Genomic DNA, 15127 nt, shown 5'->3' with positions numbered 1-15127 from the left:
ACAATGATTGTCAAAACCGCATGGGTCACAGAACCTTGCTGAGGATCAGCAGAATCAGCACGGCGAGCAGGATCATCCGCACCGCTCGCGTACGCGCCGGCTGAACCGACCACGTGGTGACGGTCAGCGCGGCCAGCGCCACCGCGAGCACGCAGAGCACGGCCGCGCCGACGATGCCGGGCAGGAACAGCCCGACCAGCATGAGCAGGAGAGTGGCCAGAAACGCGCGGGCCGGGTTCATCCGGGCCAGCCGGTGCAGGAGGTCGTCGCTCGGCGCCATGCGGCACTCCTTAAGCTCGTCAGCATGCTGGTGCTCAACCGCTTCGTCGTCACGCCGGAAACGCAGGACAGCTTCGTCACGCGGGCCCACGCCGCGCTCGCCGTCCTGGCCGAACGCCCCGGTTATCTCTCCGGCCGGCTCACCCGCGCGCTCGACGACCCCACCTACTGGACGCTGGTCACCGAGTGGGAGTCGGTGGGAGCCTACCGGCGCGCCCTCGGCGGATTCGAGGTCAAGGTCACGGCGACCCCGCTGCTCTCGGAATCGATCGACGAGCCCTCGGCGTACGAGACCTTGGCCAGTGCCGAACCCGGTGGCGAGGTGGTCGTGACGGCCAGCGACCGGGCCGCCGAACCGTGGCGCTGACAACTAGGCTGTGACCATGACCTCGGCCCCGCCTCTGTACCCGCCTTATGCGGCCGTGCCCCCGCCCCCACCCGGGCCGGGCGTGCAGCCGCCGTTCCCGGCCCCGCCGGTCGAGGGCAAGGGCAAGCGCATCGGCTGGACCCTGGGCATCGGGGCCGGCGTGCTGCTGCTGATCTGCGGCGGCGGGGCGGCCGCGGTGGCCGGGCTCGCCACCTCGGCCCAGAGCGCGCTGCAGGAGCAGACCCACAAGGTCGTCTCGCAATACCTGGACGCCGTGGTCGCCCAGCAATACGAGAAGGCCTACTCGATGCTCTGCCGCGAAGCCAAGCAGGACGAGTCCCCGGCCGAATACCGGGTGCGGGTGTCCGGCATGGAACCCATCGTCAGCTACCGGCTGGAAAAACTCGACCTGATCAATTTCACCGTCCCGGTCGACGCGACCTACGACACCGGCGACACCGGTCAGCTCCTGGCCTACCTGGGGCAAAACCAGGACACAGGCGCTTTCGAGGTGTGCGACCTCGGGGAGTAATCTCGCTGTTTGTCCTGATCAAAAATCCCGATGTCCCCGCCGACATCCAGCCGGCGTAGGAGGAACATGCCCGCCGACCGTATCGACTCCGTAGTCAGCCTGGCCAAGCGCCGTGGCTTCGTCTTCCCCTCCAGCGAGATCTACGGAGGCACCCGCTCCGCCTGGGACTACGGTCCGCTGGGCGTGGAGCTGAAGGAGAACGTCCGCCGCCAGTGGTGGCGCACGATGGTGCAGCAGCGCGACGACATCGTCGGCCTCGACTCGGCCGTCATCCTGTCCCGCGACGTCTGGGTCGCCTCCGGCCACGTCGAGGCGTTCACCGACCCGCTCACCGAATGCCAGTCCTGCCACAAGCGCTTCCGGGCCGACCACCTGGAAGAGGCGTACGAGGCCAAGCACGGCTCGCCGCCCTCCTCGCTGCAGGAACTCAACTGCCCCAACTGCGGCAACAAGGGCACCTTCACCGAGCCGAAAAACTTCAACGGCCTGATGAAGACCTTCCTCGGCCCGACCGACAGCGCCGAAGGCCTGCACTACCTGCGGCCCGAGACCGCACAGGGCATCTTCATCAACTACAACAACGTCGCCACCGCGGCCCGCAAGAAGCCGCCGTTCGGCATCGCCCAGGTCGGCAAGAGCTTCCGCAACGAGATCACCCCGGGCAACTTCATCTTCCGCACGCGCGAGTTCGAGCAGATGGAGATGGAGTTCTTCGTCGAGCCGGGCACCGACGAGAAGTGGCACGAGTACTGGCTGCAGGAGCGCTGGAACTGGTACCGCGACCTCGGGCTCTCCGAGTCCAACCTGCGGTTCTACGAGCACCCGGCGGAGAAGCGGTCGTTCTACTCCAGCCGCACCGTCGACATCGAATACCGCTTCATGTTCGGTGGCACCGAGTTCGCCGAACTCGAAGGCATCGCCAACCGCACCGATTACGACCTGGGCACCCACTCCAAGCAGTCCGGGGTCGACCTGTCGTACTTCGACCAGGAAAAGCAGGAACGCTGGGTGCCGTACGTCATCGAGCCGGCGGCCGGCCTCACCCGGGCCGTGCTGGCGTTCCTCCTCGAGGCGTACGACGAGGACGAGGCCCCCAACACCAAGGGCGGTGTCGACAAGCGCACGGTCATGCGGTTCGACCCGCGGCTCGCCCCGGTCAAGGTCGCGGTGCTGCCGCTGTCGCGCAACCCGGAACTCTCGCCGAAGGCCCGCGAGCTGGCGGCCAACCTCCGCAAGCGCTGGATCGTCGAGTTCGACGACTCGCAGGCGATCGGCCGTCGCTACCGCCGGCAGGACGAGATCGGCACGCCGTTCTGCGTCACCGTCGACTTCGACACGCTGACCGACAACGCGGTCACCGTGCGCGACCGCGACACGATGAAGCAGGAGCGGGTCTCGCTCGACCAGATCGAGAGCTACCTTCTCGAGCGCCTGCCCGGCTGCTGACGGTCGAGGCGGGTTCATGAATCGATGAACCCGCCTTCTCCTTCCAGCAACTTTCCCGGACGAGCGTCGGCGGCATGCCTGAACTGTCCCGCAGAACATTCCTCGGCACCGCCGCCGCCGTCACCGGCGCGGCCGCCGTCGGCCTGCCCGCTGCCCCGGCCGAGGCAGCGCCCGCCGCCAAGCGCCACGGCGACATCCGTGACATCAAGCACGTCGTCGTGATCATGCAGGAGAACCGCAGCTTCGACCACTACTTCGGCGCGTTGCGCGGCGTACGCGGCTTCGGCGACCGCTCGACCATCCAGCTGCCCGGCGGCAAGGACGTGTGGGAGCAGCCGGCCGGCAGCAAAACCCAATACCCGTGGCGCCTGAGCGGCGCCAAGACGTGGGACGGCGCCACCCCGCCGTCGCCCGAGGCGGGCGCGGCCAACTACGGCGGCACCTCCCACGGCTGGGACGACCAGCACGCCGCCTGGTGCGGCGGCCTGATGAACGGCTGGTACGCGGCCAAGGGCGGCCCGACCACACTCGGCTACCTCGACCGGCGCGACCTGCCGTTCCACTACGCGCTGGCCGAGGCGTACACGATCGGCGACGCGTACCACTGCTCGGTGATCAGCGCGACCGGCCCGAACCGCACCTACCTGTGGAGCGGCACGATCAACGCCGACCGGCGGCACGGCGACTACATCGCCTACTCCGGCGGCGACGAGCTGGGCAAATTCCTGCCCTGGAAGTCGTACGCCGAGACACTCCAGGAGGCGGGCGTCAGCTGGCGGGTCTACCAGTGCGCCGACGACTACGGCGACAACGGGGTCGAATATTTCGACACGTTCGCCAAGCTCGACCCTTCCCAGGGCGGCACGGCCGCGCCCGGCAACCCGTACTACGACAACGGCGTGGCCAACGTGCCCGAGCCGCTCACCGGGCTGTCCGGCAACGCCGACAACCTGGCCGCCGCGATCAAGAAGGATGTCCTGGACGGCACGCTGCCCAAGGTCAGCTGGATCGTCAACAACCAGTTCTTCTCCGAGCACCCGGTCACCGCGCCGAGCAACGGCGCGTACTTCCTGCGCGGCGTCCTCGACGCCCTGGCCGCCGACCCCGCCGTCTTCGACTCGACCCTGGTGATCGTCAACTACGACGAGAACGACGGGCAGTTCGACCACGTGCCGCCGCCGGTGCCCGCCACCGGCGAGGCGGACGAGTTCGTCGCCGGCCTCCCGGTCGGCCTCGGATTCCGGGTCCCCCTCATTCTGATCTCCCCCTGGACGCGGGGCGGCTGGGTGACCTCCGAGGTCACCGACCACACCTCGGTGATCCAGCTCCTGGAGAAGTGGACCACCGCGCTCGGCACCCCGGCCGTCTCACCCAACATCAGCGCCTGGCGGCGCAAGGTCTGCGGCGACCTCACGGCCGCATTCGATTTCGCTTCCCCCGTGTACGGCGTACCGAAGCTCCCGTCGACCGGTCCGCTGATCCCCGAGATGCGGTACAACCCGCAGCCGGCCGACTCGAAGATGCCGACGCAGGAACCGGGCACGCGGAAGGCGCGGCCGCTGCCGTTCCAGCCCAACGCGTACCTGACCGGCTTCGCCGGCGGCGTCGCCCGGCTGGCGCTGAGCAACGTCGCGCCGTTCGTCTCCCGGGCCAGCCACTTCGCGGTCTACGACAACCTGGCCGCCGCGCCGGCGCTCTCCCAGTACCCGGCGGCGTTCCCCGGCCAGCACACGGTGGCGGCCGGCAAGGCGGCCACCGCGACCGGCCCGATCCAGGGCACCCGCTACGACCTGACCGTGGTCGGCCCGAACCGCTTCCTGCGCCGCTTCGTCGGCGACACGGCCACCGCCGGCCGGCAGTTGCGCGTCGAGTCGTCCTACCACGACGGCAAACTCCACCTGACCCTGCACAACGACGGCCACGCGCCGGTGGCGTTCACGGTCGCCCACAACCAGTACATCCACACCCGCCCGCAAGCGGTCAAGGTCGCCGCCCGCGGCAGCCGGACGGTGACGATCGACGTGCCGTCGCTCAGCCACGGCTGGTACGACCTGACCGTCTCGGCCGGCTCGGACCACGGCTGGGCGCAGCGCTTCGCCGGCCACGTCGAAACCGGCCGGCCGAGCATTTCGGGCTAGTTTCTAGAACTCGAACCCGCCCGGTCGGCCGTTCCGGTCCGCGATCAGCCCGGCCAGGGTCGCCACGGCGATCTCGGCCGGGGTGCGGCTGCCGATGTTCAGGCCGATCGGGCGGTGCACCCGGGCGATCTCGGCGTCACCCACCCCGAGCTTCCGCAGGGCGGCAACGTGCGGCGCCTCCGCCTTCGGGTTGCCGACGATGCCGATCCACCGGGCGTCCGAGGCAAGCGCCTCCTTGAGCACGTCCCCGATCTCGGCCCGGTGATGATCGGTCAGCACGACGTCGGTGTCGTCGTCCAGGTGGGCCGCCGCCAGGTCGTGCACGAACAGGTCACCGTGCGGCCGGGGCGCACCCATCAGCTTGGTCGGATCGGGCTCGACCAGCACCGACTGAAACCCGAGCTCAACCCCGAACCGCTGCAGCATCTCCGCCACCGGCGACGCAAACACTGCCACCAGCCGCCGAGCCCGCCCGTCGTCACCCATACCGCCGACTCTGCCACAGCCACCACCCGGCAACCCCCACCCGCCGACGCCCGGCTTCCACCCGTCGCGACTGAATGAGTTCCGCCCGCGGCCTTTGGGTCCGCGGGGGTCTCCGTCCGTGGTCCGGCTGCCTGTTTGCCGGGTTTGTCTGTGCTGCCGGGTTGGCCTACGCCGCCCGGTTGGCTCGCGTGGCGGTTGGTCTGCGTGGCGGTTGGTCTGCGTGGCGGGTGGGCCGCGTGGCGCTTGGGCTGCGGCGCGCTTGGCTGCACTGCGGGGGGCCGCGGTGGGTCTTGGCCCGCGGTCGGTGGCCGGCGGGCGATGGGGGAGGATTCTCGGCATGGTGAGCCCGGCCGAGACGATTCGCGGGGTGCGGTCGGGGGCCGTCGCCTTCGAGGACGCGGTGGTTGCGCTCGGCGTCGCGGCCGTCGGTGAGGTCGATGCGGCGCTTGCGGCGGCACTCAAGGATGCCTTCGGTCGGCTGTTCCGCGGCGGGTGGCAGCCGGCGGAACTGCATCGGGTCGTGGCCCGGCGCGGCAACCCGCTGCAGGGCGACATCGTTGCCGAAGCCGCGATCAACGCCGCCAAGGCGAGCAGCCCGGTGGACCCTCGCTGGCTCGCCCAGGCGGAAGAGCTGCCGCGGGCAACCCGGAGCGCCGACCGGTTCGACCTGCTCGACGCGCAGCTTGATCTCCTGATCGAGCTGGGCAAACTACCCCCGATCGAGGTGCTTCTCCCGCCGCCGGGCACGGTCGCCCCGGCCCGTGCCGACAGCAGCGCTGACACCCGCGTACTGGATCGGGTGCGTGCCTTGCTCGCCAAGGCCGAATCGACCGATTTTCCGGCCGAGGCCGAGGCTTACTCGGCCAAGGCGCAGGAGCTGATCGCGCGGCACAGCATCGAGGAGGCGCTCACCGCGCGTGACCGCGTCGAGGTGGTGCCTTACGCCAAGCGGATCGGCGTCGATCACCCGTACGAGAGCGAGAAGGCGGGCCTGCTCGACGCCGTAGCGCGCGCCAATCACTGCCGCACGGTGTGGTCGCCCGAGTTCGGCTTTTCGACGGTGTTCGGGTTCGACGCCGACATCGACGCGGTCGAGTTGGTCTACACGTCGCTGCTGGTGCAGGCCAACCGGGCGATGGTGCGCGACGAGCCGGCCAAGGGGAAGGCGCGGATCAAGGCGTTCCGGCGCAGCTTCCTGGTCGCCTATTCGGTGCGCATCGGCGAGCGCCTCGCGCAGGCGACCCGGGCCGAAATCGAGCAGCACATGGACCTTCTGCCGGTGCTGCGCAACCGTGACCTGCAGGTACGCGAGGCGATGGATCGCGTCTTCCCGCACACCGTCCGGGCCCGCGGCCGCCGGATCGACAGCCTCGAGGGGTGGGAGTCGGGGCGGGCCGCCGCCGACGAGGCCGAAATCCGTTGACACGTGCGGCAGGATGAGGGCATGCATCCGGCTTGACGCTGAACCCGACATCTGTACGCCGTCCGGGCCTGCCAGGAGGGCGTGCTCCTCTACCCGGTCTACGCGCTCCTGTTCGCCGACGCCGGGCTGTCCACCGGCGCGATCTCGTCGCTGTTCGCGATCTGGTCGATCGTGTCGTTCCTGGCCGAGGTGCCCTCGGGCGCGCTGGCCGACCGCTGGTCCCAGCGCGGCCTCTTCGCGGTCGGCGCCGGGGTCACCGCGTCCGGCTATGCACTGTGGATCCTCTGGCCGGCCTATCCGGGCTTCGCGCTCGGCTTCGTCCTCTGGGGCATCGGTGGCGCCTGCGCGTCCGGCACACTCGAGGCCCTGGTCTACGACCATCTGGGCTCACCCGACTACGCCCGGGTGATGGGCCGCGCCGGCACCGCCGGCATTCTCGCCATGCTCGCCGCGACGCTGCTGGCCGCGCCGGTCTATGCCGTCGGCGGCTACCGCCTGGTGGGCATCGCCAGCGTCGCGACGGTCACCCTGGGCGGGCTGCTCGCGCTTCGCCTGCCTCCGGCCGTTTCCGGTACGCCGGAAGCAGTCCCCGAACCCTCCGAGCCGTTGGGTGACGCCGGAGTTGTCACTGACAGCGGTCCGAGCACGTACGCCGCTACCCTCCGCGAAGGCCTGCGCGCGTCGGTGCGTAACCGCCGCGTCGTCTGGGCGGTGGTCATCGCCGCGCTGGTTCCCGGGTTCACCGCACTCGACGAATACCTGCCGCTGCTGTCGCGCGAGAAGGGTGCCGCGACCACGGTCGTACCCCTGCTTTATGCCCTGACCGCCCTCGCGATGGCCGCCGGAAGCGCCGTCGCCGGCCGTTTCCCCGACCTGGCCCCGCGCCGCCTGGCGGCGCTCCTCGCCCTCGCGGCCGCGCTGGTCGCGGCCGGTGCCCTCACCCGCTCCCTGCTCGGCATGGCTGCCGTCTCGGCCGCGTTCGGCCTCCTCCAGTTCGCCCTGATCCTCACCGAGACCCGCCTGCAGGAGGCGATCACCGGCCGAGCCCGCACCACCGTCCTGTCGATCAGCGGTTTCCTCAGCGAGGTGTTCGCGGTCGCCCTCTACGGCCTGTTCGCGCTGGACGCTCCGCTCCCGGCGCTGTTCGCGCTCAGCGCCCTTCCGCTGGCCGCGACCGCCCTCGCCACCGCTCGCCACCTCTGACCCGGGGCGGCCGTGCGGCGTCGCCTCGATGCGCCCGCCGCGCGTCCGAGAACCGGCGGAAAGCACCCGAAAATATGATGTGCGTCGATGTCGGGGGCCGCTAGCGTCACGCGGTCGGATTTCAGCAACGGGGAGTCAAAGTGCAGGAAAAGCTTCAGACGCGCGCCTTCGAGCAGGTCGCGGGCATGCTTCAGCCGGGCGAACAGCCTCTCGTGGGTGCGCGGGCGCTGGTCGGCAAGTTCGACTCGAGCCGGTTCGGGGCGGTCGTCAAGCAGGCCGTGCTCGTCGAGGCCGGTGGGGCGCTCGGCGCGGCGATCGCGTCGGGCAGCAGCAAGCAGTTCTTCGTCCTCACCACGCACCGCATGATCTTCATGTCGCAGACCTTCATGGGCGGCCCGGGCAAGCGGATCATCGGCGAGGTCCCGCGGGCCGCGATCGGCGTGGCCGAAATCAAAATGGGGACGGTGAGCCTGGTGCGCCTCGCGTTCGGCCCGAACGGGGACGGGGTGGCGCTCACCTTCCCGCGCATCGACAAGAAGAACGCCCAGCAGCTGGCCGACGCGCTCCAGCAGCAGTCGCCGGTCGCCTGACCAGGCGGGTTGTTCGAGGACGGCGAGGGCGGTCCGCGCGCCGTCCTCGACCCGTGGCTCCCGGGAGGTGTGCGTTCAGCCGCCAGTCGGCACGACGTGGGAGCTGGTTGAGCGGGCCGGGCAGGTCGCTGGGCGGGGACCTGGGAGCCATGCCCGGTGGGGCCGCCTGCGCCTCTGTGCACAACCGTGCCTGCCCCACCGGCGCCCATCAGCGCCTCGAACTCGCCGTGGGTGGCCAACCTCACCCCGTGCCCGGCCTGCCGCGCCGAGAAACGTCTCCTCGCGAGCGTGGTTACGCGCACCCCGATAGCGAATCGATTGGGCCGCCGAATGCCCTTCCGGGAAATCCGCGATAAGTGTCGTATTTGTCGTCGGAATTATTTCGGGTAGCCGACCGTCATACCCGCATATGCCTGGTGAATGCGGGCTTCCGTACGGAAATGCAGCCTCGCAGTCGTGCATGAACACCAGCGGCCACAGTCGTATATCGAGGCCAGAGGATTAATGCCGGATTCCGGGATATGCCGGAAATTGCAAGCCGCCGGTGTTGAACTTTGCGGGTCGAAGACCTCCTCGAAAGGATTGTGATGAAAAGCGGAATCAGGAGTCTTGGCCGCGCAGGAATGGGCCTGGCGGCCGGGGCGGCGATGGTCGCCGGACCGGGAACGGCAGCGTTCGCGGCCGACGGGCCCGGAACGCGTCCAACCGTAATCTGCGACTCGATGAAGGAGTCGTTCGCACCGACCGGCTGCGGCGGCCCACAGACCTCCGGCGACTTCTCCGGCCTCTTGATCATGTTGTTCCACGGCAACCTGAGCTGGCCCCTGCTGGGTGGCATGGGCGGAGCGATGGGCGGCATGGGCAGCCAGCTCGGCGGACCCCTGGGTGGCATGGGCGGACCGCTGGGTGGGATGGGCGGCCAGCCGGGCGGACCCCAGGGCGGCATGGGCGGACCTCAGGGAGGCCAGCCGGGTGGTCCATCGGGCAACGCTGGTGGTCCGGCGGACAACGCGGGCGGTGCCACGGGCAACGCGGGCGGTCCGACGGGCAACGCTGGTGGTCCGGCCGACAACGCGGGCGGTGCCACGGGCAACGCGGGCGGTCCATCGGGCAACGCGGGCGGTCCGACGGGCAACGCGGGCGGTCCGACGGGCAACGCGGGCGGTCCGACGGGCAACGCGGGCGGTCCGACGGACAATGCGGGCGGTCCGACGGACAATGCGGGCGGTGCCACGGGCAACGCGGGCGGTCCCGTCGGTAACCCCAGCGGCCCGACGGGCAACCCGGGGGATCAGGTGAGCGGCGGCCAATCGCCGGCCGCCAACCCGACAGCTCAGCCCGCGACGACCGCAGGCGGCACGCCGGCCACCGAGCCGACGGCCACACCGACCACCGAGCCCACCGCGACCGCGACGCCGGAGCCGACCGCTACCGCGACACCGGAGCCGACCGCGACGCCCGAGCCGACCTCGACCGCCACGACCGAACCCACCACCACGGCCGGCGGTGCGCCGGCGGCGACGACCGAGCCGGCCGCCCCGCAGACCACCGAGCCGGGGGCCGCCACGACGCCGGGCGCCGAGACAACGGTCGGCGGGGCACCCGCGGGCGAGCCGACGGCTGCCCCGACGGCTGAGCCGACCACCGAGCCGGCGACCGCCACGACGCCGGGCGCGGAGACATCGGCTGGCGGCGCACCCGCGACCGAGCCGACAGCCGCCACGACGCCGGGAGCCGAGACTACGGCTGGCGGCGCACCCGCGACCGAGCCGGCCACCGAGCCGACAGCCGCCACGACGCCGGGGGCCGACACTACGGCTGGCGGCGCATCCGCGACCGAGCCGGCCAGCGAGCCGGCAGCCGCCACGACGCCGGGCACGGAGACGACGGCCGGCGGCGCACCGGCGGCCGAGGAGCCTTCCGCCGGCCCGGCCGAGACCTCGCCGGCCACGCCCGCGAGCGGCAGCGCGCCCGAGACGGACGCCGGCGTGTCGGTCCCGTTCGAGCCGGCTTCCGCCCCCGCCACGACTGTGGTCTCCGGCATCGTCGCCACCGGAATCCAGGTTCCGCTCGGCATGTAGTCACCCACATGCCGCACCGCCGCTGATGGAGCCGCCCACGGACGGGCGGCTCGGCCGGGCCGCGGAAAGGCAGAGCGCGGGAGAGCGATCCGCCCTCACCCGCCGGAATTCTCCATCTCAGCCCCGTGCGGCACAGCCTCGTCATCACGGCTGTCCAGCCACCCGTAGGGCAACGAAACCTTGCCCGGCGCGTTGATCCGGCCGCGGGGCTGCCCCAGCGACTCGACCGGGAACGGCAATGAGACGTCGAGCTTGCCGAGCAGATCGTCTAGTTCGGCCAGGGACGAGATCATCGCCAGGGAGCGGCGCAGGTCGCCGCCGACCGGGAAGCCCTTCAGGTACCACGCCACGTGCTTGCGGAAGTCGGCGCAGCCGTGGCGTTCGTCCTCCAGCGCGTCGACCAGCAGCGCGGCGTGCCGGGCCATGATTTTGGCGACTTCGCCCAGGGTGGGCAGCACCGGCTGGTAGGAGGCACCCTGCGTGAACGCCGCCTCCAGGTCGGCGAAGAGCCACGGCCGCCCCAGGCAGCCTCGCCCGACGACGACGCCGTCGACTCCGGTGTGCGAAACCATGCGGAGCGCGTCGGAGCCTTCCCAGATGTCACCGTTGCCGAGCACCGGCACGTCGAGGGCCTGTTTCAGGGTGGCGATCGCGTCCCAGTCGGCCTTGCCGGAGTAGCGCTGTTCGGCGGTGCGGGCGTGCAGCGCGACCGCCGCCACCCCGGCTTCCTGGGCGATCAGGCCGGCCTCGACGTACGTCAGGTGGTCGTCGTCGATGCCTTTGCGCATCTTGATCGTCAGCGGGATGCCGAACTCGGCCGCGGCGGCCGCGGCCTGGGAGACGATGCGGCCGAAGAGGCGGCGGCGCCAGGGCAGGGCGGAGCCGCCGCCGCGGCGGGTCACTTTCGGTACGGGGCAGCCGAAGTTGAGATCGACGTGGTCGGCCAGCCCTTCCGAGCCGACCATGCGTACGGCCGCCGCCGTCACGTCCGGGTCGACGCCGTACAGCTGGAGGCTGCGGAAACCCTCGTCCGCGGCGAAGGCGATCATCTTGAGCGTCTTGGGGATCCGTTCGACCAGCGCCCGCGTCGTGATCATCTCGCAGACGTAGACGCCGCCGCCCTGTTCCCGGCACAGTCGCCGGAACGCCACGTTGGTGATGCCGGCCATGGGGGCCAGCACGACGGGCGGGTTCACGGCGTGCTCGCCGAGCTTGAGCGAAGGGGTCACAACAGAAAAGGATGCCACGGAGCCGGGCCGGCCCGGAAAGGCCGGCCCGACGAATCAGACATCCATGTCGTTCTCGACCCGGCGCAGGTGGTGGCGGGCCATCGCCAGGTTGGCGCGGTCCTTTCGCAGCGCCAGGTACAGGAACAGGCCCTTGCCGGCGCGGCTGGTGAGCGGCCGGATCAGGTGGTATTGCGTGTCGAGGGTGATGAGGATGTCCTCGATCTTCTCGGAGATGTTGAGCATCTCCATCGCACGCAGCTTGGCCCGCACGACGTCGGTGTTGCCGGCGGCCGCGACCGTCAGGTCGAGTTCCTTGCCGCCTCCGATCGTGCCCAGCGCCATGCCGCTGGTGTGGTCGACGAGGGCGACACCGATGGCGCCGTCGATCTCCATGATTTCCTTGAGCGCGGTGTCCATGTCAGCCATGGATGAGTTCCTCCGTTATGCGGTGGGATGGCGGTCCGCCGATCAGTGGCGGTACCGGTGGGACCTCAACCCGCCGCCTGGTGGCGGCGGACGTTGTTGGACAGGGTGGCCATCGGGGTGCGCCGGGCCAGCGGCGTCGGAGGCCCGGCCTGGGTGGGAATCCCGGGCCGGAGCTGCGGTTGGGGCGCTTCCAGCGCCAAGATCTTTACAAGACGCCGTACGCAACGACGCGCCTCCAGATGCACCATGGCCAGGTTGGCGTCGCCCGAGGTGACGAGGGTGAGCAGGGCGTTCGGGCCCGCGGTGTACGTGGTGATGTAGCCGCGGTCGCACTCCACCACCGCCTCGCGCAGGTCCCCGTGGTTAACCGCGTGTGCAAACCGGCGGGCCAGCGCGAAATGTGCGGCGGCGAGGGCGGCCAGGCTGTCCGGCTCGATGTCGTGGGCGTCGTGCGCGACCACCAGCCCGTCGGTGGTGGCGAGCACGCTGCCGGACAGTTCGGGCATCCGCCCGCGGAGGCGGTCGAGTTCCTCGAGCACCGCCGGATCCACCGTCATCCTCGGTCACTCCTTAACAGGCTGGTTCCAGGGGGTGCGCGCGTCACCGCAGGGCCCGTAATGCGGTGCGGATGCGCTTCAGCAGGACTTCGTCGGTGCCGGGATGGACCGGCGGCGGCTCGCCCGCCAGTTCTTTGGGCAGCTTGGCGCCCGGTTTCCGGCGGGCCAGCCGCGGCGGCCGGTAGGCGCCCGGGTTGGCGCCGCCGTCGACGGCAGGCTCCGGGGTCGAAGGAGCCGGCGGTGCCGAGCCCGAATGAGCCGGCGGTCCCGCCATCGAATGAGCCGGCATCGCCGAGGCCGAAGGAACCGGGGGCCCCGGCATCGGAGGCGCCGACGGTGCCGGAGATGGCGAAGCCGCAGGGGCCGGAGGCGCCGAGACCACGGGGGCCGGAGGCGCCGAGACCACGGGGGCCGGAGGCGCCGGGACCACGGGGGCCGGAGGCGCCGGGACCACGGGGGCCGGAGGCGCCGAGATCACCGGAGCCACCACCGGTGCTCGTCCGCTGGTCATCGGCGCCGGCGGGTCGTCCATCCGTATCGGCGGCCGCTTCACGTCGGCCGCCGTGCCGCCGGCCCGGGGGAGACGGACGAACTCCGGCGCGTCCGCGCGTACCTCCGGAAGCTCGAGCAACCCCTGCGCCGCCAGGCGGCGCAGCTCCTGGACCGTCGCGAAGCCGGCCCGTCCGAGAAGTTGGGCCAGGTCGGCCGGGGTCCGCTGGCCGTCGGCGGCGACCAGCAGCTCCCACTGTGGAGCCGTCAGCCAGACCCGCTCCCAGGGCGGCCGGGGCACCGGGTTGACCGGGGCGGTGTCCACCCGCCGATCCGGGAAGATCTCGTCGAGCAGTTTCACCCGGCGCCGGCTCTGGAGGATCACCGCGGCCGGGTCGATGTGGACGATCGGTCCCAGCCAGTGCGCCGCCCCCTCGAGGAACTCCATCGGAGCCGGCAGCAGGGACGGCGCGAGAACGAAGTACGCGGCGTCGTAGATCGCCCCGAGTACGCACAGCTCCAGCTCCCCCTGGGTGAGATGACCTTGTTCGATGAGCAGCCGGCCGACCCGGGCGGTCGAGGTGCCCAGGTCGAGCGCGTTCTGCCAGGTGCGGGCGGCCAACCGGCCGGATGACGTGAGCAGTTCCCCGACGCCCGGCGCGGCCGGTGATTCGGCGTGCACGACCCGGCCCTCGACCAGGTAGACCGTGCCGCCCGGATGGCCGCCGACGACCAGTGCGCCCGTCCACCCCTCGCCGGCCGCCTGCCGGAGCAGGGTGACCGGCGCGTTCGAGGACGACACGGTTCCTCCGTCCGGGTGGGTCATCGGGCGACGAGTTCGGCGGCGAGTGTCTGCATCCGGCGCCGGGCCACCGCGAGGTTGCCCTGCTGCCGGTCCAGCCACAGATAGAGCACCAGTCGGCTGTCGAATTCGGTGTGGACGATCCGCAGAAGGTGGTAGCCCCCGGCGGTGGTGATGATGAGGTCCTCCAGCAGGTCGTGCGGCATGGCCGAGACGAACAGCGACCGGCTGGTCGCGGCCTGCACCACGTCGGCCGTGCCCGCTGCTGCGGCCTCGTGATCGGAGTTCGGTGCGGCTCCCGTCGTGGCGACCGGGAAGCCGGTGGTGTAGTCGACGATGCTGGCGCCGACCGCGCCAGGTATCGCCATGGCCTCCTGCAAGCAATGATCGACGCCGGGCACGTTTCTCCCTCAGCGCGGTTGTCCCCGTGGCGGCGGCGCCGACGCGCCGTCACCGCTGGCCATCCTGAGGTGCCGTGCGACCGGACGGTCGCACCCGGTGTGCGTCATCGTCGGCGGGGTTCATCTGAGTGCCGGCTTGCGCTTTTCGGGTACGCCGCGGAGCCGTTGAGCCGTCGCATGGCCGAGGCCCCCGAGTTCGACCCGCGTGATGTCACCGAGCCAGTGCCGCTCGCCGGGCACGAAGCGCACCGGCCCTTCGGTCTCGGCCTGCAGCAGCTCCCCGGTGGCGTCGGCGATCGTCGACACCACGCGCCGGGCCAGCTCGTTCTCGCCGATCAGCCCGTCGCGCACCAGAACCCGGCCGACCCGGTGGGCGCCGCGGCCCTCGGCGACGGCGGCCGCCCAGTCCCGGGCCGACACCCGTCCGCTGGCCACCAGGCGGTCGCCGAGGCCGGGGCAGGCGGGGGTTTCGGCGTACGCGATCCTCCCGGCCGCCAGATAGAGCACGCCGCCCGGGTGTCCGCCGACGTGCAGTGCGCCGGTCCGGCCGGTCTCGCCCAGTTCGGTGAGTCGACGTCGGAGGGTCGCGGTCGCAGATGAGCCTGGTATCACATCGGTCATCCTCAGTCCGCGCGGCGCGGGGTGTGTCGCACGGCCGGTGCGGTCCCCCTCCGGCGG

16 protein-coding genes are annotated in these 15127 nt (G+C 71.1%); 7 read left to right on the top strand and 9 right to left on the bottom strand.

Translation table 11 applies throughout. The annotated features are described in order from the left end of the window. Positions 1–25: 25 nt before the first annotated feature. Complete coding sequence (locus tag ACIA5C_RS29655; RefSeq protein WP_396060372.1) at positions 26–280, bottom strand: DUF6703 family protein; 255 nt, start codon at positions 278–280, stop codon at positions 26–28. Positions 281–304: 24 nt separating this feature from the next. Between ACIA5C_RS29655 and ACIA5C_RS29650 the strand changes: the two genes are divergently transcribed. The 4 genes from ACIA5C_RS29650 (at position 305) to ACIA5C_RS29635 (ending at position 4762) form a co-directional block, all read left to right on the top strand. Next, positions 305–646 carry an antibiotic biosynthesis monooxygenase family protein gene (locus ACIA5C_RS29650; RefSeq protein ID WP_396060369.1) on the top strand — a complete coding sequence of 114 codons (342 nt, stop codon included), beginning with the start codon at positions 305–307 and terminating at the stop codon, positions 644–646. Between the two features lie 16 nt (positions 647–662). Next, on the top strand, positions 663–1178 hold the full coding sequence (locus ACIA5C_RS29645; protein ID WP_396060366.1) for a hypothetical protein: 516 nt from the start codon (positions 663–665) through the stop codon (positions 1176–1178). Between the two features lie 66 nt (positions 1179–1244). Next, the gene (locus ACIA5C_RS29640) at positions 1245–2624 is read left to right on the top strand and encodes a glycine--tRNA ligase (protein ID WP_396060363.1); all 1380 of its coding nucleotides are present in this window, start codon (positions 1245–1247) and stop codon (positions 2622–2624) included. 74 nt (positions 2625–2698) lie between these two features. Continuing rightward, positions 2699–4762, top strand: coding sequence for a phosphocholine-specific phospholipase C (locus tag ACIA5C_RS29635; protein WP_396060360.1), 2064 nt, complete (start codon positions 2699–2701; stop codon positions 4760–4762). A gap of 3 nt (positions 4763–4765) precedes the next feature. On the opposite strand, the gene ACIA5C_RS29630 is transcribed toward ACIA5C_RS29635, so the two are convergent. Next, positions 4766–5248, bottom strand: a complete 483-nt coding sequence (locus ACIA5C_RS29630; RefSeq protein ID WP_396060357.1) for an XdhC family protein — start codon at positions 5246–5248, stop codon at positions 4766–4768. Positions 5249–5585: 337 nt separating this feature from the next. On the opposite strand from ACIA5C_RS29630, the gene ACIA5C_RS29625 reads away from it, so the two are divergent. The 3 genes from ACIA5C_RS29625 to ACIA5C_RS29615 all read left to right on the top strand — a co-directional run bounded on the left by ACIA5C_RS29625 (position 5586) and on the right by ACIA5C_RS29615 (position 8464). Further along, on the top strand, positions 5586–6671 hold the full coding sequence (locus tag ACIA5C_RS29625; RefSeq protein WP_396060354.1) for a DUF2786 domain-containing protein: 1086 nt from the start codon (positions 5586–5588) through the stop codon (positions 6669–6671). A gap of 81 nt (positions 6672–6752) precedes the next feature. Further along, positions 6753–7874, top strand: coding sequence for an MFS transporter (locus ACIA5C_RS29620; protein ID WP_396060351.1), 1122 nt, complete (start codon positions 6753–6755; stop codon positions 7872–7874). Between the two features lie 140 nt (positions 7875–8014). Further along, on the top strand, positions 8015–8464 hold the full coding sequence (locus tag ACIA5C_RS29615) for a hypothetical protein (protein WP_396060349.1): 450 nt from the start codon (positions 8015–8017) through the stop codon (positions 8462–8464). Between the two features lie 1333 nt (positions 8465–9797). On the opposite strand, the gene ACIA5C_RS29610 is transcribed toward ACIA5C_RS29615, so the two are convergent. The 7 genes from ACIA5C_RS29610 to ACIA5C_RS29580 form a co-directional block, all read right to left on the bottom strand. Next, entirely contained in the window at positions 9798–10541 is a 744-nt protein-coding gene (locus tag ACIA5C_RS29610) for a hypothetical protein (protein ID WP_396060346.1), read from the bottom strand. Between the two features lie 99 nt (positions 10542–10640). After that, the gene (gene dusB, locus ACIA5C_RS29605) at positions 10641–11774 is read right to left on the bottom strand and encodes a tRNA dihydrouridine synthase DusB (protein ID WP_396060343.1); all 1134 of its coding nucleotides are present in this window, start codon (positions 11772–11774) and stop codon (positions 10641–10643) included. Positions 11775–11828: 54 nt separating this feature from the next. Then, positions 11829–12200 carry a hypothetical protein gene (locus ACIA5C_RS29600; RefSeq protein ID WP_396060340.1) on the bottom strand — a complete coding sequence of 124 codons (372 nt, stop codon included), beginning with the start codon at positions 12198–12200 and terminating at the stop codon, positions 11829–11831. Positions 12201–12265: 65 nt separating this feature from the next. Continuing rightward, positions 12266–12757, bottom strand: coding sequence for a roadblock/LC7 domain-containing protein (locus ACIA5C_RS29595; protein WP_396060338.1), 492 nt, complete (start codon positions 12755–12757; stop codon positions 12266–12268). Positions 12758–12800: 43 nt separating this feature from the next. Continuing rightward, positions 12801–14048: a MarR family transcriptional regulator gene (locus ACIA5C_RS29590; RefSeq protein ID WP_396060335.1), complete on the bottom strand. Its 1248-nt coding sequence runs from the start codon at positions 14046–14048 to the stop codon at positions 12801–12803. A 20-nt stretch (positions 14049–14068) separates the two neighbouring features. Further along, complete coding sequence (locus ACIA5C_RS29585; RefSeq protein WP_396060333.1) at positions 14069–14416, bottom strand: hypothetical protein; 348 nt, start codon at positions 14414–14416, stop codon at positions 14069–14071. A 153-nt stretch (positions 14417–14569) separates the two neighbouring features. Further along, positions 14570–15070, bottom strand: a complete 501-nt coding sequence (locus ACIA5C_RS29580) for a DUF4388 domain-containing protein (RefSeq protein WP_396060331.1) — start codon at positions 15068–15070, stop codon at positions 14570–14572. Positions 15071–15127: the final 57 nt, after the last annotated feature.

The sequence above is a fragment of the Actinoplanes sp. NPDC051343 genome, from assembly GCF_044455125.1.
Classification (GTDB): Bacteria; Actinomycetota; Actinomycetes; order Mycobacteriales; family Micromonosporaceae; genus Actinoplanes.
The sequence above is the reverse complement of the archived record's forward strand: the minus strand, read 5'-3'. Positions and strand labels throughout refer to the sequence as shown.

Coding starts and splice junctions, on each gene's coding strand:
- ACIA5C_RS29655 (WP_396060372.1), bottom strand. CDS start 280: ATGGCGCCGAGCGACGACCTCCTGCACCGGCTGGCCCGGATGAACCCG.
- ACIA5C_RS29650 (WP_396060369.1), top strand. CDS start 305: ATGCTGGTGCTCAACCGCTTCGTCGTCACGCCGGAAACGCAGGACAGC.
- ACIA5C_RS29645 (WP_396060366.1), top strand. CDS start 663: ATGACCTCGGCCCCGCCTCTGTACCCGCCTTATGCGGCCGTGCCCCCG.
- ACIA5C_RS29640 (WP_396060363.1), top strand. CDS start 1,245: ATGCCCGCCGACCGTATCGACTCCGTAGTCAGCCTGGCCAAGCGCCGT.
- ACIA5C_RS29635 (WP_396060360.1), top strand. CDS start 2,699: ATGCCTGAACTGTCCCGCAGAACATTCCTCGGCACCGCCGCCGCCGTC.
- ACIA5C_RS29630 (WP_396060357.1), bottom strand. CDS start 5,248: ATGGGTGACGACGGGCGGGCTCGGCGGCTGGTGGCAGTGTTTGCGTCG.
- ACIA5C_RS29625 (WP_396060354.1), top strand. CDS start 5,586: ATGGTGAGCCCGGCCGAGACGATTCGCGGGGTGCGGTCGGGGGCCGTC.
- ACIA5C_RS29610 (WP_396060346.1), bottom strand. CDS start 10,541: ATGCCGAGCGGAACCTGGATTCCGGTGGCGACGATGCCGGAGACCACA.
- ACIA5C_RS29600 (WP_396060340.1), bottom strand. CDS start 12,200: ATGGCTGACATGGACACCGCGCTCAAGGAAATCATGGAGATCGACGGC.
- ACIA5C_RS29595 (WP_396060338.1), bottom strand. CDS start 12,757: ATGACGGTGGATCCGGCGGTGCTCGAGGAACTCGACCGCCTCCGCGGG.
- ACIA5C_RS29585 (WP_396060333.1), bottom strand. CDS start 14,416: ATGGCGATACCTGGCGCGGTCGGCGCCAGCATCGTCGACTACACCACC.
- ACIA5C_RS29580 (WP_396060331.1), bottom strand. CDS start 15,070: ATGACCGATGTGATACCAGGCTCATCTGCGACCGCGACCCTCCGACGT.